The 22,898-nt window shown below is 36.7% G+C and carries 27 protein-coding genes, 1 tRNA gene, 1 pseudogene and 1 other annotated feature; of the genes and pseudogenes, 6 read left to right on the top strand and 23 right to left on the bottom strand.

The genetic code is table 11. The features are described 5' to 3' along the window. Positions 1–12: 12 nt before the first annotated feature. The 5 genes from HMPREF2810_RS10065 to HMPREF2810_RS10045 all read right to left on the bottom strand — a co-directional run bounded on the left by HMPREF2810_RS10065 (position 13) and on the right by HMPREF2810_RS10045 (position 4,747). On the bottom strand, positions 13–2,241 hold the full coding sequence (locus tag HMPREF2810_RS10065) for a penicillin-binding protein (protein WP_002383404.1): 2,229 nt from the start codon (positions 2,239–2,241) through the stop codon (positions 13–15). Continuing rightward, the gene (gene ftsL / locus HMPREF2810_RS10060) at positions 2,241–2,648 is read right to left on the bottom strand and encodes a cell division protein FtsL (protein WP_002358883.1); all 408 of its coding nucleotides are present in this window, start codon (positions 2,646–2,648) and stop codon (positions 2,241–2,243) included. Before ftsL ends, HMPREF2810_RS10065 begins: the two co-directional genes overlap by 1 nt. Before the next feature lie 16 nt (positions 2,649–2,664). Beyond that, on the bottom strand, positions 2,665–3,621 hold the full coding sequence (rsmH, locus tag HMPREF2810_RS10055; protein WP_010710705.1) for a 16S rRNA (cytosine(1402)-N(4))-methyltransferase RsmH: 957 nt from the start codon (positions 3,619–3,621) through the stop codon (positions 2,665–2,667). A gap of 14 nt (positions 3,622–3,635) precedes the next feature. Beyond that, positions 3,636–4,121, bottom strand: a complete 486-nt coding sequence (gene mraZ / locus HMPREF2810_RS10050; RefSeq protein ID WP_002383402.1) for a division/cell wall cluster transcriptional repressor MraZ — start codon at positions 4,119–4,121, stop codon at positions 3,636–3,638. 233 nt (positions 4,122–4,354) lie between these two features. Then, the gene (locus HMPREF2810_RS10045; RefSeq protein ID WP_002383401.1) at positions 4,355–4,747 is read right to left on the bottom strand and encodes a DUF3397 domain-containing protein; all 393 of its coding nucleotides are present in this window, start codon (positions 4,745–4,747) and stop codon (positions 4,355–4,357) included. Positions 4,748–4,991: 244 nt separating this feature from the next. Here HMPREF2810_RS10045 and HMPREF2810_RS10040 point away from each other — a divergent pair, with 244 nt between their 5' ends. Together HMPREF2810_RS10040 and HMPREF2810_RS15905 are read left to right on the top strand one after the other, a co-directional pair. Continuing rightward, entirely contained in the window at positions 4,992–5,957 is a 966-nt protein-coding gene (locus HMPREF2810_RS10040; protein WP_083307135.1) for a magnesium transporter CorA family protein, read from the top strand. Positions 5,958–6,024: 67 nt separating this feature from the next. Then, complete coding sequence (locus tag HMPREF2810_RS15905; RefSeq protein ID WP_002383399.1) at positions 6,025–6,135, top strand: DUF4044 domain-containing protein; 111 nt, start codon at positions 6,025–6,027, stop codon at positions 6,133–6,135. A 90-nt stretch (positions 6,136–6,225) separates the two neighbouring features. Here the strand turns inward: HMPREF2810_RS15905 and recN are convergent, their stop codons facing one another. The 11 genes from recN to HMPREF2810_RS09985 all read right to left on the bottom strand — a co-directional run bounded on the left by recN (position 6,226) and on the right by HMPREF2810_RS09985 (position 15,359). Next, the gene (gene recN, locus HMPREF2810_RS10035; RefSeq protein ID WP_002383398.1) at positions 6,226–7,899 is read right to left on the bottom strand and encodes a DNA repair protein RecN; all 1,674 of its coding nucleotides are present in this window, start codon (positions 7,897–7,899) and stop codon (positions 6,226–6,228) included. A 17-nt stretch (positions 7,900–7,916) separates the two neighbouring features. Continuing rightward, a complete protein-coding gene (locus tag HMPREF2810_RS10030; protein WP_002358881.1) occupies positions 7,917–8,366 on the bottom strand; it encodes an arginine repressor in 450 nt (149 codons plus the stop codon). Positions 8,367–8,504: 138 nt separating this feature from the next. Continuing rightward, a complete protein-coding gene (locus tag HMPREF2810_RS10025) occupies positions 8,505–9,320 on the bottom strand; it encodes a TlyA family RNA methyltransferase (protein ID WP_002383397.1) in 816 nt (271 codons plus the stop codon). Between the two features lie 13 nt (positions 9,321–9,333). Beyond that, positions 9,334–10,215 (bottom strand): polyprenyl synthetase family protein, encoded by an 882-nt coding sequence (locus HMPREF2810_RS10020; protein ID WP_002355879.1) that lies wholly within the window; start codon positions 10,213–10,215, stop codon positions 9,334–9,336. Beyond that, a complete protein-coding gene (locus tag HMPREF2810_RS10015) occupies positions 10,215–10,445 on the bottom strand; it encodes an exodeoxyribonuclease VII small subunit (protein WP_002383396.1) in 231 nt (76 codons plus the stop codon). The genes HMPREF2810_RS10020 and HMPREF2810_RS10015 overlap by 1 nt, the downstream gene beginning before the upstream one ends. A gap of 1 nt (position 10,446) precedes the next feature. Continuing rightward, positions 10,447–11,793, bottom strand: a complete 1,347-nt coding sequence (gene xseA, locus HMPREF2810_RS10010; protein ID WP_002355877.1) for an exodeoxyribonuclease VII large subunit — start codon at positions 11,791–11,793, stop codon at positions 10,447–10,449. A gap of 9 nt (positions 11,794–11,802) precedes the next feature. Continuing rightward, positions 11,803–12,648, bottom strand: coding sequence for a bifunctional methylenetetrahydrofolate dehydrogenase/methenyltetrahydrofolate cyclohydrolase (locus HMPREF2810_RS10005; protein WP_002355876.1), 846 nt, complete (start codon positions 12,646–12,648; stop codon positions 11,803–11,805). Between the two features lie 103 nt (positions 12,649–12,751). Next, positions 12,752–13,204: a transcription antitermination factor NusB gene (gene nusB / locus HMPREF2810_RS10000; protein WP_002355875.1), complete on the bottom strand. Its 453-nt coding sequence runs from the start codon at positions 13,202–13,204 to the stop codon at positions 12,752–12,754. After that, positions 13,197–13,628 carry an Asp23/Gls24 family envelope stress response protein gene (locus HMPREF2810_RS09995; RefSeq protein ID WP_002355874.1) on the bottom strand — a complete coding sequence of 144 codons (432 nt, stop codon included), beginning with the start codon at positions 13,626–13,628 and terminating at the stop codon, positions 13,197–13,199. The genes nusB and HMPREF2810_RS09995 overlap by 8 nt, the downstream gene beginning before the upstream one ends. Positions 13,629–13,960: 332 nt before the next feature. Continuing rightward, complete coding sequence (locus tag HMPREF2810_RS09990) at positions 13,961–14,281, bottom strand: MazG nucleotide pyrophosphohydrolase domain-containing protein (protein ID WP_002383393.1); 321 nt, start codon at positions 14,279–14,281, stop codon at positions 13,961–13,963. A gap of 13 nt (positions 14,282–14,294) precedes the next feature. Then, positions 14,295–15,359, bottom strand: a complete 1,065-nt coding sequence (locus tag HMPREF2810_RS09985) for a M24 family metallopeptidase (protein ID WP_002391500.1) — start codon at positions 15,357–15,359, stop codon at positions 14,295–14,297. A 171-nt stretch (positions 15,360–15,530) separates the two neighbouring features. Here HMPREF2810_RS09985 and HMPREF2810_RS09980 point away from each other — a divergent pair, with 171 nt between their 5' ends. Further along, complete coding sequence (locus HMPREF2810_RS09980) at positions 15,531–16,346, top strand: metallophosphoesterase (protein ID WP_002355870.1); 816 nt, start codon at positions 15,531–15,533, stop codon at positions 16,344–16,346. 70 nt (positions 16,347–16,416) lie between these two features. Here the strand turns inward: HMPREF2810_RS09980 and psiE are convergent, their stop codons facing one another. The 4 genes from psiE to rplU all read right to left on the bottom strand — a co-directional run bounded on the left by psiE (position 16,417) and on the right by rplU (position 18,052). Next, positions 16,417–16,869, bottom strand: coding sequence for a phosphate-starvation-inducible protein PsiE (psiE, locus tag HMPREF2810_RS09975; RefSeq protein WP_002355869.1), 453 nt, complete (start codon positions 16,867–16,869; stop codon positions 16,417–16,419). Between the two features lie 197 nt (positions 16,870–17,066). Then, positions 17,067–17,354: a 50S ribosomal protein L27 gene (rpmA, locus tag HMPREF2810_RS09970; protein ID WP_002355868.1), complete on the bottom strand. Its 288-nt coding sequence runs from the start codon at positions 17,352–17,354 to the stop codon at positions 17,067–17,069. Between the two features lie 12 nt (positions 17,355–17,366). Beyond that, a complete protein-coding gene (locus HMPREF2810_RS09965; protein WP_002355867.1) occupies positions 17,367–17,711 on the bottom strand; it encodes a ribosomal-processing cysteine protease Prp in 345 nt (114 codons plus the stop codon). 32 nt (positions 17,712–17,743) lie between these two features. After that, complete coding sequence (rplU, locus tag HMPREF2810_RS09960; RefSeq protein WP_002355866.1) at positions 17,744–18,052, bottom strand: 50S ribosomal protein L21; 309 nt, start codon at positions 18,050–18,052, stop codon at positions 17,744–17,746. 19 nt (positions 18,053–18,071) lie between these two features. Continuing rightward, positions 18,072–18,147 (bottom strand) — a sequence feature (ribosomal protein L21 leader region). Positions 18,148–18,319: 172 nt separating this feature from the next. On the opposite strand from rplU, the gene HMPREF2810_RS09955 reads away from it, so the two are divergent. Then, a tRNA-Arg gene (locus HMPREF2810_RS09955) sits at positions 18,320–18,393 on the top strand. 87 nt (positions 18,394–18,480) lie between these two features. Here the strand turns inward: HMPREF2810_RS09955 and HMPREF2810_RS09950 are convergent. From HMPREF2810_RS09950 to HMPREF2810_RS16085, 3 genes and pseudogenes are all read right to left on the bottom strand, one after another. Continuing rightward, complete coding sequence (locus HMPREF2810_RS09950; RefSeq protein WP_002383391.1) at positions 18,481–20,373, bottom strand: TPM domain-containing protein; 1,893 nt, start codon at positions 20,371–20,373, stop codon at positions 18,481–18,483. 241 nt (positions 20,374–20,614) lie between these two features. Continuing rightward, on the bottom strand, positions 20,615–21,046 hold the full coding sequence (locus HMPREF2810_RS16090) for a VOC family protein (RefSeq protein ID WP_025187508.1): 432 nt from the start codon (positions 21,044–21,046) through the stop codon (positions 20,615–20,617). A 144-nt stretch (positions 21,047–21,190) separates the two neighbouring features. Further along, positions 21,191–21,391: pseudogene (locus tag HMPREF2810_RS16085) on the bottom strand (MerR family transcriptional regulator); the annotation flags it as partial. Between the two features lie 362 nt (positions 21,392–21,753). Between HMPREF2810_RS16085 and HMPREF2810_RS09940 the strand changes: the two are divergent. Both HMPREF2810_RS09940 and HMPREF2810_RS09935 read left to right on the top strand, forming a co-directional pair. Next, entirely contained in the window at positions 21,754–21,903 is a 150-nt protein-coding gene (locus tag HMPREF2810_RS09940; protein WP_048942166.1) for an epipeptide YydF family RiPP, read from the top strand. Positions 21,904–21,989: 86 nt separating this feature from the next. Then, positions 21,990–22,889: a YydG family radical SAM peptide epimerase gene (locus tag HMPREF2810_RS09935; RefSeq protein WP_256279362.1), complete on the top strand. Its 900-nt coding sequence runs from the start codon at positions 21,990–21,992 to the stop codon at positions 22,887–22,889. Positions 22,890–22,898: the final 9 nt, after the last annotated feature.

The following is a 22,898-nucleotide window of genomic DNA, read 5'->3' as shown; positions in this document are numbered from 1 at the left end:
TATTCTACGTTATTATTCTGTGCCTTCTAAAGTCACGGTTAATTTTTTCTCCGTAATTTCAGTTTCAGCAGCGATACTTTGTTTCGTCACATAGCCTTCACCTTTAAACTCGACAGTCAAACCTAATAGATCGCCAAACTTGGTAACATCGCTCTTCGACCAGCCGGTTAAATCAGGCATATAGTTTGTTCCATTTGTGATCAAAATCAATTTTTGATTAGGCATTAATGTTTGACCAGACGGCGTTGATTGTTTCTTGATTTTTTCACCATCGCCGATAATCACAGGATCAACCCCGTTCACTTTGGCATTGGCCAACGCTTCCGCTGGCGTCATGTTTTTATAATCAGCAACTGTGACTTTATCAGAAGCTACTTTCGTTGTTTCCGGATCTGTCTCTTTAATGTCTAACGCTAATTTCATTAATGGGTTTGCAATTGCCGCCATTGCTTCTGAAGGCGAACCTGATTTTGCTTGTCTAAGTGTAATATACAAAACATATTCAGGATTATCCGCTGGGACCATTTCCACTACAGAAGACAAGACTTGACTTGCTCCATCAACGTACCCTTTACCATCTGAAATCTGGGCAGTTCCTGTTTTGGCAGCAACATGATAGCCTGGTACTTTATAAATATCATACGCAATCCCGTAAGTCGGGTCTTCAACAGTATCAATCATGTACGTACGAATCTGTTGAGCTGTTTGCGCTTTGATTGGGGTTCCTACGATTTGTGGTTCCGTAATCGTTTCTTTTCCTGTATTTTTGTCAACAATTTTGCTGATGTAATGAGGTTGCAACATTGAACCGTCATTTGCAATAGCTGAGAAACCTTTCATCATTTGGAAATTAGTAACCGTAATTGCTTGACCAAATGCCGACATTGCTCTATCTACAAAGTTTGTTCCTGGCAATTTACCAGCAGATTCACCACTTAAACCTGAATGCGTGCTCGTACCAAAACCAAATTTTTTCAAATACTCCATCCATTTTTCATCACCCATTTTTTGTTCTAGTTTTACCATACCAATATTACTAGACCAAGAAATGGCTTGACGATAATTCAAATATTCTTTGCCGTTCAACCGAGTGTAGTCATGGTCATTCACAGTTACATCCCCAACTTGAATTCCACCAACACGATTGAATAATTCATTAGGATTAAACTGTCCTTGTTCCATAGAAGCAGCTGTTGTAAATAATTTGATTGTTGAGCCTGGTTCATAAGGACTTTCAACTAATAGGTTCTGCCACGTGCCATTATCATCTAACCCTTGTTTCGTTTCAGGATTAAATGTTGGCCGTTGAGACATGGCAACAATTTCGCCTGTTTTTGCTTCCATTAACATGGCAGTCATAGAAACTGGTTCATATTTTTCATTAACTTGCGTCATTAAATCTTCTAAGGTATTTTGCAAGCGACTATCCAGCGTTGTGTAAATATCTTGACCATCCACTGCTTTTTTCTCTTCCGCCACAGTTCCTGGTAAGGCATTGCCATAAATATCTTTTTCAAAATATACACGGCCATCGGTTCCGCTTAAAATATCATTATAGGTCTGTTCTAGTCCCATTGCGCCTACTAAGCCTTCTTTATCATCATCTGGATTGGCTGCTTTCGTATAGCCAATAAAGTGAGAAGCAAACTGCCCATTGGGATATAATCTGGCTGGATGTTCATTGAAATAAACACCTGAGATTTTTTTCTTTTTCAAATCTGCTTCAATTTTTTGGCGTGTTTCCAAGGTAATGTTTTGACCACCTGCACCAAACTCCACTTGATATTGTGTTGACCCATCTTCATGGATCCCATTATTCAAGTATTTCAATGCTGTTTTTTTGTCTAGTTTGGTATATTTCGCTAAAATTTCAGCAATATCATCGAAGTCTTTTTTCTCCGCATAAAGCTTTTCATTATTTTGTCCCGTATATTTTTTTGATAATACGACATATAACGAATAGGAGGTAGCATCTTCTGCGATTGGATTACCATATCGATCTAAAATTGATCCTCGCTTAGCTTTTACCACTTGGCTTCCTTCATATAAAGAAGCTGTTTTTTCCTTTAGTGATACACCGGCTACTTTGCCTGTTGCCACAATGTATGTCGTTCTAAAGGCAAATAAAAAGAACAATCCAATACTCGTAGCGAATAAAATGATGCCTACTTTTTTACGATTGTTCATCGGATTTAAGTTTTTCTTTTTCATGAATTGTTTAAATTTATGTCTTTTACTCATTATTTAACAGTCCTAACATTGTCGCCGTTATTTTCTAGCCCTTGTTTTTTAGCGACATCTTTGATTCGATCTGATTTAGAAAGTTCGCTTCTTTCTTGTTCCAATTTCAAAGCGTTATCTTCCTTTTCTTTAATGACTGCTTGTGTTTCTGTAATATCGTTCATGGTTTGGACAATTGTCGTTCTTACTTGAATTGTCGCAATTGCAATACCAATCGTTGCACAAACTAATACAACACCGATTAATTTTTCTAGTAAAGAGACATTTTTTAGTTTCTTTTTGGGTAATAGAGTGGGGACAGGTAGTGTTTCCTCTTGCATTTTTCTGTCTTGCTCTGTTGCCACAGTTGGCTGATCCATTTCTGGTGCTTCATAATGGAAATCATTTACTTTCTTCAATTCAGCCATGTGTCTACCCCTCTCTCTAACTAGATTTTATTTTTTCGGCAATGCGTAACTTCGCACTTCGTGAACGATTATTCTCAGATAACTCACTGTCACTTGGTAAAATTGGTTTTCTGGTAATTACTTTTAATTCTGGTTGAAATTCTTCTGGTACCACTGGAATGCCTGGTGGCAAATCTTGTACCGTACTGTATTCTTTAAACATTGTTTTAACGATACGATCTTCTAACGAATGGAACGTAATCACACTGATTCTGCCATTTTTCGCTAGCAAATCAATTGCTTGTTCTAGCGACTCTTCAACTGCCCCTAATTCATCATTAACGGCAATGCGAATTGCTTGGAAAATTCGTTTTGCGGGATGTCCACCTTTGCGTCTTGCTGGAGCTGGAATCGCCGTCTTAATAATCTCAACAAGTTCACCTGTTGTTTCAATTGGTTGCTTTTCGCGAACACGTTCAATTTCTCGAGCAATCTGTTTCGAAAATTTCTCTTCCCCATAACGAAAGAAAATTTTTACTAACTCACCATAGCTATACGTATTCACCACTTCGCGAGCCGTCAAGGGTGCGTCTTGATCCATGCGCATATCTAAGGGCGCGTCTTGATGATAGCTAAAACCACGTTCTGCTTCATCTAATTGTGGTGACGAAACACCTAAATCGTATAGAATTCCATCAACATGGAACACCCCGTGTTCTGCCAATTCTTCTTTAATATTTCTAAAATTTGATTTGATGAAGGTCACTTGACCTTTGTCTACATATTTCTGCAAACGAGTCTTAGCATGTGCCAACGCTTTTTGGTCTTGATCAAAGGCATATAAATGACCGTGCTCATTCAATTGTGTCAGTAAGTATTCACTATGTCCGGCACCACCGAGTGTGCAATCTACGTATACGCCATCCGGCTTCACTTGTAATCCATCCACTGTTTCTTTTAAAAGAACGGTGTAATGGCGAAATTCTTCAGTCATCATTTGCCTCATTCCTAAAATCCAAAATCAATCATTGTTTCTGCTAATTCATCAAAGTTTTCTTCAGCTTCATCAGAGAATGCATGCCAACGTTCGTCACTCCAAATTTCAATTCGGTTAGAGACGCCGATAACAACACAGCCTTTTTCTAAACTGGCATGTGTTCGTAAATTCGCCGGAATATTGATACGACCTTGCTTATCAATCTCACATTCAGTTGCAGCGGAATAAAAGAATCGCACAAAGGTACGTGCATCTTTCTTAGCTAAGGGCATTTCTTGAAGTTTTGCTTCAAGTTGTGACCATTCATTTAAAGGATAACCAAATAAACAGCCATCCATCCCTCTCGTTACCACAAATTTTTCACCAAGTTCCTCACGAAACTTTGATGGAACGATTAGGCGGCCTTTGGCATCGATATTATGTTGGTATTCACCCATAAGCATAGCCAATACACCCGCTTTTCCACTTGATAGAACAAGTCTACCACATCCCACCACTTTCTACCACTATAAATCTAAAAACTTCTATTTTTTAACTGTTATTTAAAATTTCTGTAATATTTACAGGGTTTTATGTAACAAGCATCATCCAACAAAAAATGTTATTATAACAAGGTTTTTACTATGTTTTTTATCAAATAACCCCCAAAATAACAAAAAAACCCCACGGAGTGGGGAGTTGTGGGGGACATTTTCCCACAGCGTATTTCCCCTATTGTCTCCACGCTTTATTACAGTAGATAATGACTGATATTTAGCAAGATAAGCAACACATACAACACAAACGTTAGTAAAAACGTCAACCGCCAAAACATCTTGAAATATCGTCTATATAAAATCTCTCCATAATAATAAGCTTGAAACAGGGCAACAGCGACTCCTAATAACAAAATAGAAATCACAAAATACGGCATAATCGATTCATCATAACTATCTTTGGATAACTCATGGATCCCTATGAATAAAAACGGAATGGCCAAATCCGGTGCTTTTATTTTCCAACGTTCCGTTAGGGAAAAAGTGGACACGAGAAAATTGCACGCAAAGAGCACAATTACCGGAAAAATATACCAAAATAACATTATTGCCGAAAACGACACCATTCTCTCAACAAATCCTTTCATTCCACCTGCTATAACTATACTTCATCAACGTTACACAGATGTTTCATTTCGTTTAAATATATGTGCTAAAAGCCCTTTTTGCTTGCTTTTTCATATAAAAAACGGATTACTTATCAAACCATTTTCAAAACGAGGCCTCACCTATCGCGGCCACTTATTTTTGAATGTTTTTTATAAGCTTTTCTTCTCGTATTGTGTCATACTTCTATTATAATGGATTTAGAACAAAAAATGTTGATTCGGGGTGAATCTTTTGATTAATTATTTATTATTGAAAAATGACTATTTTGAACCTTGTTCACCAGACGATGAAGCCCTAAGTTGGATTTCGGTAGAATCTCCTACGGAAGAAGAAATCGAGCGTCTCGTCAATCAATACCACTTACCAACAGATTATCTTACCGGCGTTTTAGATGATGAAGAAAATGCTCGAGTGGAAGGTTTCCGCCACGAAAAATTACAAACGCCTACGTTACTTTTATTTCGTTATCCCAAAGCTAGTATCAGTCCTAGTGGCTATCTGCAAGTAGAAACGGTGCCGATTGCTTTAATCGCAACCGTCGATAACAAACTAATTACTGTTAGCAATGGGCCTAACGACATCGTTCATGGGATTCAAAAAGAGGCGTTCACGCATCAAGATCTTTCTATTGAGAAGGCCTTAATTTTAGCCCTTTCATGGAAGATGGCCCTTTCCTTCAATAAAAACTTACAAGCACTTATCCAACAAACCAACAAACTTGAAGGAGAGCTCCAAGTAGCCACAGAAAATAGTCAATTGTATCAGATTATGGACATTCAAAAAAGTCTAGTTTATTTCGAAGCAGCTTTAACGGATAATTTAAAAGTATTAAAACGTTTATATAGCGCTGAAATTTTTAATCATCCAGAAAAACATTTGCCATTTTTAAAGGATATTTTGATTGAACTAGAACAAGGACTAAATACGACTAAAATACAACTAAAATTAGTTGATAACATTAGTAATACTTTTTCAGCAATCGTCTCAAATAACTTAAATAATGTCATGAAAATTTTAACATCCTTAACAATTGTCCTAACCATCCCGACCATCATCGGGGGAATCTACGGCATGAATGTGAAACTCCCTTTTGCAGAGCATGAATATTCTTTTTGGATTATTTTTGCTATCACTACCTTAATCTGCGTAATTAGTATTCGAATTTTAAAGAAAAAGAATCTCTTATAACTTTAGGTTGCTGTTTTCAGGAAAAGGTTGTACACTATTAGCAGAAATTAAAAAGGACGTGTCATTTATGAACGACAAAGAACAAAGTCGCTTTTCAAAAATCACGAAAGTCGTGGTTTGGCTAATGCTGATCGCAATTGTAGGTTCAACTGTTTTAACAGCAATTCTTAGTCTTTAAACTGGAGAACTTTTTCACACACTAAAAGTAAAAAAACAGCCCCTTCTATCAATTGAAGGGGCTGTTTTTTTACTTGCTCAAATAGAGCGGCTATTTTTTCGCCATCGCCAACAGCTCTTGTGCATGTTCAATGGTTAATTTCGTAATTTCACTTCCTGCGAGCATACGCGCAATTTCGTTTACTCGCTCTTTTTCAGATAAAATTCGGACGCTTGTTTCTGTCCGACCCGCCACGATTTCTTTTTCAATAAAATAATGTTCATCGGCAACGGCCGCCACTTGGGGCAAGTGCGTGATACACAACACCTGCGAATTTTCTGAAATCTGATAAATTTTATCGGCAATCGCCTGTGCTACTCGGCCACTGACTCCTGTATCCACTTCATCAAAAACAATACTAGTGATCCCTTGCGTTTGAGAAAAGATTGTTTTCATAGCCAGCATCACTCGCGAAAGTTCTCCGCCAGAAGCCACCCGAACTAACGGTTTTAATGGTTCCCCTGGGTTAGTAGTAATATAAAATTCTACTCCGTCTAAGCCATTTTCTTGTAAATGCTCAAGTTCTGTAAAGCGGACTTCAAATTCCGTTCGCTCCAAATATAGTTCTTTTAATTCGGTTAAAATTTGTTGTTCGAGCTCTTTGGCTAGGCGCTTTCGCTCTTTTCGTAAAACTAACGCTTGTTGATGAGCCGCTTGTTGTTTCTCTGCAAGCAACGCTTCTAAGTCACCTGTACCACCTTCCAAAAAATCAGCCTCTGCTAACTCTTTGGTGATTTCTTCATAGTAAGATAAAATCGTTTCGATTGAATCGCCATATTTACGTTTCATTTGACGGATTAATTCCAAACGATTTTCTACTTCATTCAAGCGACCTTCGTCTAGTTCTAAGCCATCAATCAACCTAGAAAGATCTCCACTAGCTTCTTGTAGTAAGTAGTAAGCATTTTGAACAGTATCTGACAATGTTTTGTATTCTGGATCAAGGGATTCAATCGAAGCGAGTTCATTCATACTTGTTCCGATTTTATCCAAGCTACTATCGTCTTCACCATTTAGCGCGGCATAACTAATCGTCAGTGCATCAGCAATCTTTTGAAAATTGTTCAGTTTATTGCGTTCTTCTAGCAATTGTTCTTCTTCGCCAGCGACTAACTGTGCACTAGCAATTTCATCACTTTGAAAATGAAGCATGTCCATTCTTTGGGCAAATTCTTTTTCATTTTTTTGTCGCTTTCTGACTTTGGCTTCGAGTGCGCGATACTCTTGATATGCCCGTGTATATTTTTCTTTGACTGTTAAAAGTTTTTTCCCACCAAATTCATCTAACATATCAATATGGCGTTCACTTTGCATCAATTCTTGATGTTCGTTTTGGCCATGAATATCTACTAAATATTCCCCAATTCTTTTTAAATTAGTAATGTTGACAATTCGTCCGTTGACACGGCAAACATTTTTACCAGAAGCGGAAATATCTCGTTGAATCACTAAAGAATCTTCTTCTGTTTCAATACCTAATTCTTCTAATAATTGCTTTAATTCTTGACTTTTCGGCATTGAAAAAAGTCCTTCTAAAGTGCATTTATTTGCTCCTTGACGAATATAGTCACTGGAGCCGCGTCCGCCTGTGAGTAATCCCATTGCATCAATAATGATGGATTTCCCCGCACCCGTTTCTCCCGTTAAAACGGTCATACCCATTTGAAACTCTAATTGTAACGAAGAGATAATCGCAAAATTTTTCACGGAAAGTTCTTGTAACATCTTGTTCACCTCATTCTTTATAGATAGCTTAACAGCTCTTTATGAAGTTTTTCTGCCGCCTCCTCAGTTCGTGCAATCATGAGGACACTATCGTCATCGTTGATGACGGCAAAAAGTTTCTCTTGGTAATTCTTTTCGATTAAACTACCACACGCCGCTGCATTGCCAGGAATGGTTCGTAATACGACATATTTTTCCATTTGTTCTGCAGCTACAAAGGCATCTTTTAAAAGCTTTGCAAGTTTAGCACTCGTATTAGCTTGTGTCTCTAATGGAAGGCTATATCGATAACCCCCTTCTGCAGAAGGAACTTTAATCAGTTTCATATCTTTAATGTCGCGAGAAATCGTTGCTTGTGTAACAGCTACGCCCTTTTCTTGTAAATAGTTGACAAAATCTTCTTGCTTTTGAATATTTTTTTCAGTCAATAAACGTGTAATTAAACGGTGTCTATCTTGCTTTCTCATGGCGCCGCTCTCCTTTTCAGTTTACTCTTGCCCTCATCATAGCTTATTTTTATGCATTTTAAAAGATGAATTACTAGATTTATACAAAAAAGAAGCTTTCACCCGTAGGCGTCCACTTCTTTCTTCTAACTTTTCTCATCATTCCACTAATTTTTGATGCGCATGCGCGACAACTTCTTCAATGGATTCTGTCGCTTGATAGGATCCTTCCCCATCAACAGAAACTAAATGTGCCAAAAATTCAATGTTTCCTTCGCCACCAGTGATTGGTGAAAAATCTAAGTTTTTCACATCATAACCGTTATTCATGGCAAAGCGTGTGATTTCTTCCACAACCATTTGATGGGTTTCTGGATCACGCACGATTCCTTTTTTCCCAACAAACTCTTTGCCAGCTTCGAATTGTGGCTTAATTAACGCCACCACACTACCACCTTTTTTCAAAATATCATGGAGAGGTGGCAAAATTAAGCGTAATGAAATAAAGGAAACATCAATCGTTGCAATATCCGGCACCCCTTCAGTGAAATCTTCAGGTTTACTATAGCGAAAATTGGTACGTTCCATTACCACCACGCGTTCATCTTGCCGAATTTTCCATGCTAGTTGGTTATAGCCAACATCTAAAGCGTAACTCAAACGAGCCCCATTTTGTAAAGCGACATCGGTAAAACCACCTGTGGAGGAACCAATATCTAGCATTGTTTTGCCTTGAACGTTGATTGCAAAAACATTTAGTGCCTTCTCTAGTTTTAAGCCCCCACGAGAAACATAAGGCATTACTTGGCCCTTAGTATGTAAGGGTGTCTCCACAGAAATTTTTTCCCCTGGTTTATCTAAACGTTCATTTTTATCATTGTAAACCAAACCAGCCATCACGCTGCGTTTTGCTTTTTCTCGTGTTTCAAATAGTCCTTGATTAAACGCTAAGACATCGACGCGTTCTTTTTTCATAAGTGCCTTCTTTCTATCTCAATTGTAACTGAGTTAACAAGTTTGCTAAATGTTCTTCTGAAAAGTTGGGAACATTTGCTTTGATTTTTTCTAAAACAGCGCTACCTTCTGCTAATTGATGCGTTAGCGCATCTTTCGCGCCAGCAATCCCTAGAAGAGCTGGATACGTACTTTTATTCAACGCTTCATCCCGGCCTACTTTTTTACCTAAATCTGCTTCTGTACTTGTGGCATCTAATAAGTCATCACGAATTTGAAAAGCCAAGCCATAGTGATGCGCAAACTGTGTCAGTAAACCAATGACTTCTTCTGTTTGATTGGCTAATACGCCCCCAGCAATTAAGGCGAATTCAATTAGCGCTCCGGTTTTCTTTTCATGAACAGCCGCTAACTCTTCTAAAGTCAAGCTGACTTTTTCTCCTTCAATATCACCCATTTGGCCGGCAACCATGCCTTGATTCCCCGCTGCCTTTGCTAGTTGTTGCATCAGTAAAACTTTTTCACTTAAGCCTAATTGGCTCAAAGAAAGTAACTGAAATGCGCCTGTTAATAAGCCATCCCCTGCTAAAATGGCAGTCGCTTCACCAAACACTTTGTGATTGGTTGGTTTGCCACGACGTAAATCATCATCATCCATTGCTGGTAAATCATCATGAATTAATGAATACGTATGAATCATCTCTAAAGAGGCAGCCACTTGATAGTCTTGTGTTTCCATCTCTTTTTGAAAAGCGGCCACTGTTGTTAGCACTAATAGCGGGCGTAATCGTTTGCCACCTGCGTGTATTGAGTAGAGCATTGCTTCTTTCAAACGCTCATTTTCAGTATATTCTGCGATAAAATCGACCATGACTTTTTCAACCAACGGTAAATGCTGTTGACTAAAATTCGTCATTACGCTTCCTCGCTCTCTTCAAAAACAATTTCTTCATTGTTTTCTGTCATCATTTTCGTTAAAGTTTTTTCCGCTTTTTCCAATGTATCTTGACATTGTTTACTTAATGCCATGCCCTCTTGAAAGGCAACTAAGGCTTCTTCCAAAGGAACATCTCCTCGTTCTAAGCGCTGAACGATTTCTTCTAAGGCATTTAATGATTCTTCAAACGTTTTTTCTTTTGCTGGCATGTTAAAACTCCTCTTTTTTCGCTGTTATTGTTTCGACGTTTGCTTGAACTGTACCGTCAGCATAATGAATCGTTAATTGATCTGCTGGCTGTAACTCGGTAACAGTTTTAACGACACGGTCCTCTTTTGTAGTATAACTATATCCTCGACCCATAATTTTGAGTGGGCTGAGTAAGTCTAATTGTTGAACAGCAGACGTGAATTGCTTTTGTTTGTTTAGGAACAATTGTGTCATTTGTGTTTGCAAGTTTCGTTGTAAAAACGCCAACTGTTGCTGACTTTCTCTTAATTGTCCCTTTGGTGTCTGTTGTTGCAATTGAGCGATAATTCCTTGGGCTTGACGTTGCTTTTGGTGATGAATCGTTGTCATTGCTTGGAAAAGACGTTGCGTCATTCGATCTAATTTAATCGTTTGACCTTCATAAAGTCGCTCAGGTTGCTTAAACACATAAGAGTTTTGTAGTCGTTGGAAACGTTCTGTTCGTTGTTGTAAGAGATATAAAAAGCTTTGTTCTAAACGACTACGCCGTTCACTAATTCTTAATAGTTCTTCATTTAAAACTGGTACCGCTAGTTCCGCTGCTGCCGTTGGCGTTGCTGCACGAACATCTGCTACCATATCGGCAATTGTCACATCTGTTTCGTGACCAACCGATGAAATAATCGGTGTGGTGGCAGCATGAATGGCTCGAGCCACTTTTTCTTCATTAAATGGCCATAAATCCTCGATTGAACCACCGCCACGGCCGATGATCATCGTATCAAAATCGCCTTGCGCATCGGCTCGCTGAATGTTCCGCACAATGTCATCCGCCGCCTGCTCGCCTTGGACCAAGGTTGGAAAAAGGACCAGTTGTGCAATCGGATACCGTCTTTTGACTGTCGTAATGATATCCCGAATGACAGCACCACTAGGACTTGTAACCACAGCGATTCGTTTGGGATAACGAGGCAACTGTTGTTTAGGCCCTTCAAAAAGTCCTTCTTTTCCTAGTTTTTCTCTTAATTCTGCCAATGCTTGATAAAGTGCACCGACACCATCTGGTTCCATATGTTCAATATAAATTTGATAGGAGCCGCTGTTTTCATAAAGCGAAATCCGCCCCACCACCATGACTTTCATGCCTTCTTTTGGTTGAAACTTCAATTTTTGAAAGGCTGATTTAAACATAATTGCAGAAATCTTCGCATGATCATCTTTTAAACTGAAGTACTGATGCGCGTTCGCTCGGAAGCGAAAGTTCGAAATTTCACCTGTTAAATAGACACGTCCTAAGTAAGGGTCTGCATCAAATTTACGTTTTAAATACTTCGTTAAGGCTGTTACTGTTAAATACTGTTGCGTCATTTTTTCACCTTACTTTTGTTTTTTTGCTGCCTCGACTGTTTGATACATTAACATGGTAATCGTCATTGGGCCAACACCTTTGGGAACCGGCGTGATATAGCTTGCAATTTCAGAAACTTCATCGAATGCTACATCACCAATCAGTTTTCCTTCTTGATTGCGATTCATACCCACATCAATCACTACCGCACCTGGTTTCACGAACTCTTTGGTGACAAAATGCCCGCGTCCAATTGCTACAACTAAAATATCCGCTTCTTTTGCAACTTCTGCTAAATGTTCAGTTTTAGAATGGGCAATCGTCACGGTCGCATTTTTCATTAACAATAATTGTGCCATTGGCTTGCCAACAATATTACTTCGACCAATAACCACCGCACGTTTACCTGTTAAATCAATATCATAGGCTTCAAACATCTTCATAATTCCATACGGCGTGCAAGGAATCATTTCAGGTTTGCCTACAAACAAACGGCCTAAATTCATTGGATGGAACCCATCTACATCTTTTTTGGGATCAATTGCTAATAAAATCTTTTCTTCATCAATATGTTTTGGCAAAGGTAGTTGTACAAGAATGCCATGAAAGCGTGAATCTTGATTATATTTGTCAATCTCAGCCAATAATTCTTCTTCTGAAATAGTTTCTGGCAGTTTTTCGACCTTTGACAGAATGCCAATTTTGGCTGCTGCACGTTCTTTATTTCTCACATACGTTTGGCTGGCAGGATTTTCCCCAACTAATAAAACAACTAATCCTGGTTGGATGCCTTGTTGTGTCATCTTTTCTACATCTTTTTGAATCTCTGCTTGCATTTGATCTGCTAATTCACGACCGTTAATTACTGTACTCATTCCTTCGCTCCCTCTATTGTTTCTTTACTTCTTTAATAGTATTTATTTTAGCATATAACCCAGTATCTTAACACCAGTTAGATAGTAAAAAAAGATTCAGAGCTTACGCCTCTGAATCAATTTCTTTCATTACATTTGATAACACACCATTAACAAATTTACGTGAACGGTCGTCGCTGTATTTTTTACTTAACTCAACGGCTTCATTTAATGCCACAATGTTTGGCACATCTGAAACGTATAGCATTTCAAAAATAGCTAAGCGTAAAATAACAATATCTATTTTTGCTAAGCGTTGCATAGACCAGTTATTACCTAAATGGTTCGTAATTACTTCATCTAATTCTGCTTTGCGGCTACACACACCACCGACAAGTAAATCTAAATACGTAGGAACTAGGTCTTCGCCATCTTCACTGACGATTTCCCGATTATCATAAGCCAATGCATAATCAATGGCATCTTGTTTGGTTAAATCAGCATTAAAATCTAAAGGAAAAAGGGCTTGGAGCGCTTTTTCACGAATCTCGTGACGGGTTAATTCTGTTTTACTCATTCTCTTCTCCATCTTCATCTTCTGGGAATAATTCATTTAAGTCTGGTTGAGGGATTTTTTCAGGTACTACCGCTACAACATGAATATTCACTTCAACTAAATCAATATCTGTCATAAATAAGACTTGTTGTTTCACACGGTCTTGCATTTCTAACGCAACTTTTGGCACAGAAACACCGTAGTTCAAGTAACAATAGATATCGACTTTTAAGCCTTCTTCTTCTGTTCGTAAATATACACCTTTGCCGTGTGCTGCACGGCCTAATAATTCATTCACATTATTGGCGAACGTGCCACGCATCCCATAAACGCCCTCTACTTTTGAAGCAGCGATTCCGATAATTACTTCAATGACTTCAGGAGCAATCACGATTTCTCCTAAAGAATCGTTTGCATTGATTACAAGATTTTTTTCTTCTGACATTTGGTTGTCCTCCTTATCTATTACGCACAAAATCGTTAAATAAACGATTTATTTGATGAATCACTAAGTCTCTTAAGGATTCTCTTTTAAGCAACGGATGATTCTTAAAAATTAAAACAACACTGGTTTCTTCAGTTAGTTGTGAAAGAACGTCCAAATTTTGCTTATCAATACTCGTTCTTAGTTTATCATTAATTAGCCTATTTCGCTACCAGAAAAGCTAAGTTCTGACTAAAAGAACAGATAATTTCTTGTCATAAATTTCTAATTCAAGCCTTTAGACGTAAAAATAAGAAAGACCAAGTAATTTTGGCTTTCTTATTTTTACATCTTTATTCTTCAGGATAACGTTCCATTAGTTTCGTCCGATGCTTTTGCATAATCATTTCTAAAGAGATGTCATATTTATCCGCTAAAATAAATAAATTATCCAACACATCGCCTAACTCTTCCGTTAAATTTTCCAGATTCTCTTCATCCGCCAAAACTGTTTCATCCGGTCGATCACGGCCAATTTCAATTGTCCGAATGGCCCGACAAACTTCGCCGACTTCTTCTGTTAAAAAGTTGGAACGAATAAACGGATCATATTGATACCAGTTACGTTTTTTATAAAACTCACTAATAAACCGCTGATACTCTTGGATATCCATGTTCTCCCAACCTTTATAAAATGATTAATTCTTTTGGCGCATGTGTTAATACACGATTACCTTCAGCAGTAATCAATAAATCGTCCTCAATACGCACGCCACCAATTCCTGGCAAATAAATTCCAGGTTCGTCCGTAATCACATTCCCTGGTACAAACTGTTTATCTGCTCGGAATGAAACATTTGGTCCTTCATGAATTTCTAACCCAATGCCATGACCAGTGCTGTGACCAAACGCATCGCCATAGCCATAGGAAGCAATATGATCCCGTGCAATCGCATCTAATTGAATGCCCGTCAACCCAGGTTTAGCTTCTGCTAACACTTTTAATTGTGCTTCTAAAACAATGTCATAAATTTCTTTTAGTTTTGGCTGAATACTACCAATGGCAAATGTACGTGTCATATCAGAAACATAGCCTTCATAATAACAACCGAAATCTAAAGTGATTAACTCACCTTTTTCGATGACTTTATGGCTAGCAACGCCATGTGGCATCGCCGAACGTAGACCGCTGGCCACAATTGTCTCAAAAGAAACACCACTGGCTCCTTTTGAACGCATGAAGAAATCTAATTGATTAGCCACTTCAATCTCTGTCATTCCAGGTTTAATCATCTCTAAGACAAAGGCAAATCCTTGATCCGCGATGGCACACGCTTTTTCAATAATCGCTACTTCTTCTTCATCTTTCACTTCTCTTAATTCTTCAATCAAACCCATTACAGGAACTAATTCACATGGTAAAATTTCTTCCAATAAGCTATAATCAGCGAAACTAACTTGCGTTTCTTCAAAAGCTAAATTATCTAATTGCAACCGTTCAGCTAAATCTGCTACTTCGTCAAAAATATGTCCTGTGTTTTTAACGATAGTAAAACCAGTTGCTTGTTCCGCAGCTTGTTCCGTATAACGAAAATCCGTTACAAAAAAAGCTTTATCTAATGTAATCATTGCCAAGCCTGTTGTCCCAGTAAAATTGGTTAAATAACGTAAATTATACGGACTTGTCACTAAAAATCCTTGTAAATTATTTTCTTTCATTAACTCCCGTAGCTTTTCGACTCTTGCCATCATTGGTTCGACCTTCTTTCTTTTTTCTCATTTTTCATTATAGCAAATTTACTTCAGAAAAGCATGAATCACCAAAAAACTTCATCGAGAAAGTTTACTGAAAATTTTACCTTTCCTTATTTTTTGCTTAACACTTTTGTAGTAAACTAATTTAGCGACTTCAAGGAGGAAATTATGAACGTTTATTTATTTCTGGCACTATTTTTCATTATTATCGGCATTTTAAGCTATAGTTTTTTTATTGAACCTAACTGCTTAGTCATACACAAAAATCAAATTAAAGTAACAGAATCAGGGAAAACCTTACGGATTGTTCAACTCTCTGATATTCATTTAAAAAAGAATTATTCTGTGAAAGCCTTAAAACAGATTGTTGAAAAAACAAATACATTACAACCAGACATAGTCGTTTTTACAGGAGACTTGTTCGACGATTATGCCCGTTTCGGTATCGAAATTCAGGATGAAGTGAGTCAACTTTTCCGTAAAATTAACGCCCCTTATGGCAAATTCGCTATTTATGGCAACCACGAGTATAGCGGGTTAGATACCAATTTTTACGAAACAATCTTAGAAGCTGCCGACTTTACCGTACTAAAAAACACGGGCAAATTACTGCCTGTCTCACACCGTATCTCCTTGTACGTCGCTGGTTTAGAAGATTCGTTATATGGACAAACCGACTTAGCTGCGGCTTTAGTCAACCGCCCTACTGGAACGCCCACTCTGCTACTAACCCATGAGCCAGATGTCGCAGACTCAGCAGTCAACAAAAACATTGACCTCATTTTAGCAGGACATAGTCACGGCGGACAGATTCGCTTGCCTTTTTTCACTTACAAAAATCAGCTTGCCAAAAAATATACACATGGGCTTTATCATTTAGAAGATGAAACGCCGCTAATTGTTCACCCAGGAATCGGAACCACTAAAATCAGCGCACGCTTTGGTGTCTTACCAACAATTGAACTGATTGAGTTAACTATTTAACTACGCATTAAAAAGACCGCCCCACGTTAGAGAAAACTTCTCACGTTGGACGGTCTTTGATTATGTTCGATTAATGATGAAAATCTTGCTCGTGATCTTCTTCTACTTTCGCTTTTCCTAGCGTATAAAATTTGCTGCCATTTAACCCGAGAATAAATAGCACAACCACTAGTAAAAGAATTGATAAAGATAACAATAAGGTCTGCAAGCCATCGCCATGCGCAACCATTAATTGACGTAAAATTGCGGTTAAACAAATTAAAATCAAATAACGAATCGGAATATGGTGTCCTTCTTGAATATAGCGAAGAATCATCATAATAAACTCAAATAACATAAAGAATGAAATAATTTCTTGCATGATAACTGAAAAATTATCCGGCGTCATTGGCTTCATGAGATATGTAGCGAGGTCAACTAAATAACTAGCCATAAATACTAATAAGAAAACTCCTAAAATCCCTAATACAATATCCAAAATCAAATTCACGTACTTCTTTACTACACTAAAATTCTTCTGCATAATACCCTTCTTTCTTTTGACTCAATTATTTTATAACATGCTTGTTATTACATTAAATATATCATCAATTAACCTTGTCAGACAAGCAGTTAAACCCAATGTGAGATTTTTTTTATTTTAAGATCTTCCTCTATTTCCGTCTAACCCTTTAACAAGACAAAAAAAGCTGAATCCGCAGATTCAGCTTTTTAATCGTATTAGTTAGCTACTGGATAAACTGATACTTGTTTTTTGTCGCGGCCTTTACGTTCGAAACGTACCACACCGTCAACTTTTGCAAATAACGTATCGTCGCCACCGATTCCAACGTTCACACCTGGATAAATTTTAGTTCCGCGTTGACGGTATAAAATTGAACCACCTGTAACTGTTTGGCCATCAGCACTTTTAGCGCCTAATCGTTTAGATTCAGAGTCACGGCCGTTTGATGTAGAACCGCCACCTTTTTTATGGGCAAATAATTGTAAATTCATAGTCAATAACATAGTCTGCACCTCCTATTTCTCAGTGATTGTTTTTATTTGAATAAATTCAGTATTTTCGTTCTCTATTGATTGTAAACCTAATAAAAGATTTTCTAATAGAATTTGGGCAATATTTTTTTGTTCCTGATTGACAGTTGTTAACATCTCGACATAAAGGTAGCCACCTTCTACATCGTCAACTTCCACAATCGGTTCAAAACCTGCTAAGGCATCAATCCCATTGACTGTGCTGATTGCTAAGGCAGAAACTGCCGCGCAAACCACATCGCTACCATAAGGACCCGCTTCAGCATGCCCGGTTAATTCGAATGAAACGATTCGGCCGGAGCCTGTTCGTTTAAAAGAACCTTTAATCATTGATAGGCCTTCTTTCCTGTCAACAAGAGAGATTAAGCGTTGATTGCTTCGATCATAACTTTTGTATATGGTTGACGGTGACCTTGTTTACGGTGAGAGTGTTTTTTAGGTTTGTATTGGAAAGTCACGACTTTCTTTTGTTTGCCGTGTTTTTCAACAGTTCCTTCAACAGTTGCGCCTGCAACAGTTGGCGCACCAACTTTTGTAGATTCGCCACCTACTAAGATAACTTCGTCAAAAACAACTTTCTCGCCAGCCTCAACGTTTAATTTTTCAACGTAGATTGCTTGACCTACTTCAACTTTCACTTGTTTACCACCAGTTTTGATAATTGCGTACATGCTATACAGCACCTCCTTCTTCTAGACTTAGACTCGCCATCCCAAGTGATGATTGCTCATGCTTAAAAACTTGTTCTGTGCGGTTGTAGCTGTGGAGACCACAATTACAACACTAACTATAATAACAGAACCAGAAAACCTCGTCAATATAAACTCTCTATTTTCTTCACTTTCTCTCTCCAAAAAAACTTCTTCTGTTATTTAAATTTCCGATTGACTTTCTAACACTACTTCCATTATAATTAGCTTTGTTGTGTTACAACTATTGTCATAGTAGCTCAGCAGGATAGAGCATCCGCCTTCTAAGCGGACGGTCGGGGGTTCGAATCCCTCCTGTGACGTAACGATAACAAAAGCGCCTCTTAGAAACCCTTGTTTCTAAGAGGCGCTTTTGTTATCCCAAGTTCATCCTAAACTAGTTTAACTTTCTACCAACTTGAAGTACCTCCACCTCCGCCAAAACTACCACCTCCGAAACTGTCACCGGAGCCATCATCAGAAGAACCCTCGTTGCTTGTAACCCACCAATCATGACGATTCACATACATACTGGTCTTTTTTAGTTGCCTGTCAGAACGTGAACTTGCTAGAAATTTAGCAATAGACACATTTCCATAAGCAAAACGCATATCATAGTATTCAGGATACGTAGTTTTAATAAATCTTATCGGATAGAAGGAGTTTGAAGCTTTTTTGTTGGTAATCTTTTTCTCTCTAATTTTTTTCCGCAATAATTTTTTTTCAATTTTATAGTGCTGGTTGTCTAAATCGTTTGCTAATTGTTTTAATGATTTTGATTTTTCTGAACTTACTTGCTGGATATCTTTTAAAAACCTACGGATCATAGAATCCAGGTGCAATCTATTTTGTAAGCCAACACCTATTGATTTTATATAACCAAATAAGAAAAAGACCGGAATCAAAAAATAGACCAGACTAACCATGGGTACTAAAGAGTCTTCGTCTTCTAAAAATGTCAGAATCTCTGTGATTAGTGTGAAAACTGTCGAAGGAAACGACTGCTCTGATAAACTAACTTGAACATAAATAATCAGAGTCACCGATACCAAAAAAGGATGTTTTAATAAAATCGAAAGAGGAAACAAAATAATTTTTAGGTAAGCAGGTATTAAGTTATCATTAATTCCACTAATCCGACACGCAGGCAGTTTCGTTTCTGGAACTTTTTCCCAATACACTTCACCTATCCAAAAACGCGGTAAGTAGATCCATGGTTGATTCACCTTCCAAAAACAAGCACACATAGAAGAGCTTCTTAAATCTTTCCACTGTGCAACATAATTATAAATAAATTTCTTTGGTGTCACCTCGCCAAATGCAAAATCCATATCATAGTATGCGGGAATTATTATCTCTTTTTTCGAATTTTCAGGATATAAAATATTTTTCTCCAAACGCGCCTTGGCAGCTTTAAATTCAACTGATTGTTCTCCTAAAACAATTGCCTTAGAGGAAATACCGCCATTATAAAACATAGCTACATCTTCCTTATAGCGATTTGCCATGTCAACTAGAGCCAAGCGGGCACTAAGTTCTTTCCCCGCATTACGTAATTCCCATAAAAAATACAACATAACAATAATAAAAACTATAATTAGCCAAGGCTTTAACGACCTTCCTATTCCTAATAAATATAACCAAATTTTCTGCAAAAAACTAATCTTAGGTAGCGAGGTCGTTTTAGACATAGTATCAGTAGTAAGTAGTTCCTTAATCCGAGTGGTGACAATATGTATTCCTGCATTAAAATCCTTTAATTTATAAAAATCTTTCACGGTACTATCTGTTATTTCATCGGTTAAACTATCTGGGATTATCTCTTCAAGCCCATAGCCTACTTCAAGTCTTGCTTGCCTGTCTTTGACAGATACTAAGTAAATCACTCCATTATTATAAAGTTTATTTCCGATACCTAATTTATTACCTATTTGATTAGTAAAGCTTTCAATCGTTTCGTTTTCAGGAACTTGCTCAACTGTGATAACCATTAGTTGTGGTTTCGTTTCCGTCTTACTAAGTTCTTGATTAATTTTTTGTACATTATTAATGACTTCTTCGTTCAAAATTTGTGCATTATCTGAAACAAAAAGATGATTTTGATTAATTTTTACTACGACATCGTCTGTTGGAGCTGAATAAGTCCTTTCAAATCGTTTTAAGAAACTCATTCCCAAATAGATCCCTATTAAAAGAATAGCTAGATAAACTAAATTCTTCATTATAATACTTTTTACTTTTGTTTTTCGATACTCCCCCACGCTCATTTGTAATTTTATCCCTACTTTATTTTTCCCATACACTGATTTTTTCTCCCTTCCACTCCTACCGAATATTCTAGCTCTGATTTTCCACAGAGCTAAATAAATTTTTTTGTATTAAAAATTTATTTTCTTAATAGTTAGTATACCGAATATAGACGTTCAAATCTTTATCTTTTTAACTAAACTTCTGTTAACACGCAAAAAAAGAACGTAACGCTTAGTTGATAAGCGTTACGTTCTTTTCAGATAACTAGTTAAACAAACACAAGAATAGTGATTTTTACAGCTCGTTTTCCAAAATCTCAATTCGCTCATCAAAACTCAACTCTTGATAGATTTGATGGAGCATCCACATGTACCCATACGGATCAACAAACAATGAATTTTTGAGCGCTCCTTCCATCATTTCAGTAATAGGCTGTACTTCTTGACAACCGTTTTCCATTGCCAGTTGATGTGTCTCTTCAATATTTTCTACTGTTATATTAAACCAGATAGTATTGGGATGTTCTTGGGTTGGTGCTTTTAACCCATATTCTTCATTGGCATCTAACATGTGAAACCTCGTGCCATAAAGTTGAAAAACCGCTTCATTCATTCCGATAGGGTATTCGGTTGCTTCCACTACCTCTATTTCAAACACCTTTTTATATAAGGCAAGCGCCTTAAGGCTATCACTAACAATAAAATCGATTTCTGTCCCTTTAATCATTTGTTTTTCCTCCTTCAAAGCTACTAACTGTTGATTAATTTTTTTAATCTTTTGCTCCTCCATTTGAATTAAATGTCGCGATTGATCTCGTTTTCTTAACAAAATAGTTTCCAAAAAAGAAGCATCCTTAAGTTTTCTCAAAGTTTCCGCCATCTCTTCAACTTTAAACCCTGAATCTCTTAACAGTAAAATTTGTTTCAATAAAGGAATTTGATGTGCACTATAATAGCGATATCCTGTTTTTTTATCAATTTCATTTGGAACAAAAATTCCTGCTTTTTCATAATGACGCAGCATCCGTGGGGAAATATCCATTAACTTGGCAAATTGCCCAATTTGATACATAGAGTCTCCTTTTCATTCAATTGATATTCTTATCATAAACCTTGACACCATGTGAAAGTCAATGAAAAAGTTTCTATACCATATATTCTATATATTTACACTAGCTATAACCGTAAATTAAACAAACTTATCATTTTGGAACTAAGATATTTGAAGTCTTCTTTTAAGCATTAATTTCTACTTCACCACTTATTATATTTTAATATCATTTTATATTTATGTTTTTTATATGAATTAATAAATATAAACTGAAAATATATAAATTAATAAATATATTTTTTAGAAAAACGGTTTAATCTCTATTTAAAAGTAAATTTACCTTTACATCTCAAAAAAAATTTGCTAACATTTAAATACCACTTATGTGGAATAATTATAAAGTAGATATTATTATGAAAGAATTGGAAATGAAAGAATTGGTTGAAAAATCTGAAAAATTAGCAAAAATCAATGACTTATGGTATTTTGTGAAATCCAAAGGTGGCGCTTGGATTGCTGGTTCAGGAAAGTAAATCCAGTGAGTGCTTTAACAAAATAAAACTGAACAGCTTTCTAAGTGAAAGCTGTTCAGTTTTATTAGATATTAATGAAAGAAGGTGTGAATCTTTTGTATGATAGTGTTGTTGTGAATTTAGGTGCAAGATGCAATGCTTCTTGCGAGCATTGCTGTTTCTCTTGTTCACCTACAAAAAAAGAAGCATTAGATAAAAACGAAGTGATCAACTTAGTAGAGAATTTTTCAAACAATCCAAAAATAAAAACTATCTCTTTTACTGGGGGAGAAATATTTTTAAATTATCCCTTTTTATATAACCTATTAAAAATAGTTAATTCCTCTGGAAAAATCAGTACTTTAATTTCTAACGGTTTTTGGGGAAGAGAAATTGAAACAGTAAAAAAATATTTTTTAGATATGAATAGAATGGGAGTTACGAACCTTTCAATAAGCCATGATGATTTTCACTCAAAATTTATTAAAACTGACTACATAAGAAATATTTTAATAGAAAGTAGAAAATATCCCGATATTCAAATTACTGTAAATATAGCTGTTAGTAAAAATAGTACAGGAGATAAAATAATCCACGATTTAGGAGAAGCTATTTTAGGAATACCTGTGACTAAATTCCCTTTAATTCCTGTAGGAGAAGCCAAAAATATAAATGATGATGAATTTCAAAATATTTATTCACTAAGTCATCCAAATCAACTAAAATGTCCAGGTTTTGAACCAGTCTATCATTTTAATGGTAATGTTTACCCTTGCTGTTCACCTGCTATTTTTGATACTGCACTAATTTTGAACGATGAATTATATCAGGAGTTTGATAAAACAATAACAAAAATGAACTCAAATTTGTTATTATATATCATGAGAAGAGAAGGTTTCAGTTGGTTCATCAATATAGTTTCAAATAATAATGAATTTTCTCATATAAAAATTAATAAAGAATTTTCATCTATCTGTAGTATTGAGAGTGTAAAATATTTTGTGTAAATGAAAAAA

The organism is Enterococcus sp. HMSC078F03 (genome assembly GCF_001811595.1).
Classification (GTDB): Bacteria; Bacillota; Bacilli; order Lactobacillales; family Enterococcaceae; genus Enterococcus; species Enterococcus faecalis.
The sequence above is the reverse complement of the archived record's forward strand: the minus strand, read 5'-3'. Positions and strand labels throughout refer to the sequence as shown.

Bases quoted from the DNA above. Each gene is read 5' to 3' on its own strand.
- HMPREF2810_RS10065 (WP_002383404.1), bottom strand. From the start codon at position 2,241: ATGAGTAAAAGACATAAATTTAAACAATTCATGAAAAAGAAAAACTTA.
- ftsL (WP_002358883.1), bottom strand. From the start codon at position 2,648: ATGGCTGAATTGAAGAAAGTAAATGATTTCCATTATGAAGCACCAGAA.
- rsmH (WP_010710705.1), bottom strand. From the start codon at position 3,621: ATGACTGAAGAATTTCGCCATTACACCGTTCTTTTAAAAGAAACAGTG.
- HMPREF2810_RS10045 (WP_002383401.1), bottom strand. From the start codon at position 4,747: ATGAAAGGATTTGTTGAGAGAATGGTGTCGTTTTCGGCAATAATGTTA.
- HMPREF2810_RS15905 (WP_002383399.1), top strand. From the start codon at position 6,025: ATGAACGACAAAGAACAAAGTCGCTTTTCAAAAATCACGAAAGTCGTG.
- recN (WP_002383398.1), bottom strand. From the start codon at position 7,899: ATGTTACAAGAACTTTCCGTGAAAAATTTTGCGATTATCTCTTCGTTA.
- HMPREF2810_RS10030 (WP_002358881.1), bottom strand. From the start codon at position 8,366: ATGAGAAAGCAAGATAGACACCGTTTAATTACACGTTTATTGACTGAA.
- HMPREF2810_RS10025 (WP_002383397.1), bottom strand. From the start codon at position 9,320: ATGAAAAAAGAACGCGTCGATGTCTTAGCGTTTAATCAAGGACTATTT.
- HMPREF2810_RS10020 (WP_002355879.1), bottom strand. From the start codon at position 10,215: ATGACGAATTTTAGTCAACAGCATTTACCGTTGGTTGAAAAAGTCATG.
- HMPREF2810_RS10015 (WP_002383396.1), bottom strand. From the start codon at position 10,445: ATGCCAGCAAAAGAAAAAACGTTTGAAGAATCATTAAATGCCTTAGAA.
- xseA (WP_002355877.1), bottom strand. From the start codon at position 11,793: ATGACGCAACAGTATTTAACAGTAACAGCCTTAACGAAGTATTTAAAA.
- HMPREF2810_RS10005 (WP_002355876.1), bottom strand. From the start codon at position 12,648: ATGAGTACAGTAATTAACGGTCGTGAATTAGCAGATCAAATGCAAGCA.
- nusB (WP_002355875.1), bottom strand. From the start codon at position 13,204: ATGAGTAAAACAGAATTAACCCGTCACGAGATTCGTGAAAAAGCGCTC.
- HMPREF2810_RS09995 (WP_002355874.1), bottom strand. From the start codon at position 13,628: ATGTCAGAAGAAAAAAATCTTGTAATCAATGCAAACGATTCTTTAGGA.
- HMPREF2810_RS09990 (WP_002383393.1), bottom strand. From the start codon at position 14,281: ATGGATATCCAAGAGTATCAGCGGTTTATTAGTGAGTTTTATAAAAAA.
- HMPREF2810_RS09985 (WP_002391500.1), bottom strand. From the start codon at position 15,359: ATGATGGCAAGAGTCGAAAAGCTACGGGAGTTAATGAAAGAAAATAAT.
- HMPREF2810_RS09980 (WP_002355870.1), top strand. From the start codon at position 15,531: ATGAACGTTTATTTATTTCTGGCACTATTTTTCATTATTATCGGCATT.
- psiE (WP_002355869.1), bottom strand. From the start codon at position 16,869: ATGCAGAAGAATTTTAGTGTAGTAAAGAAGTACGTGAATTTGATTTTG.
- rpmA (WP_002355868.1), bottom strand. From the start codon at position 17,354: ATGTTATTGACTATGAATTTACAATTATTTGCCCATAAAAAAGGTGGC.
- HMPREF2810_RS09965 (WP_002355867.1), bottom strand. From the start codon at position 17,711: ATGATTAAAGGTTCTTTTAAACGAACAGGCTCCGGCCGAATCGTTTCA.
- rplU (WP_002355866.1), bottom strand. From the start codon at position 18,052: ATGTACGCAATTATCAAAACTGGTGGTAAACAAGTGAAAGTTGAAGTA.
- HMPREF2810_RS16090 (WP_025187508.1), bottom strand. From the start codon at position 21,046: ATGATTAAAGGGACAGAAATCGATTTTATTGTTAGTGATAGCCTTAAG.
- HMPREF2810_RS09940 (WP_048942166.1), top strand. From the start codon at position 21,754: ATGTGGAATAATTATAAAGTAGATATTATTATGAAAGAATTGGAAATG.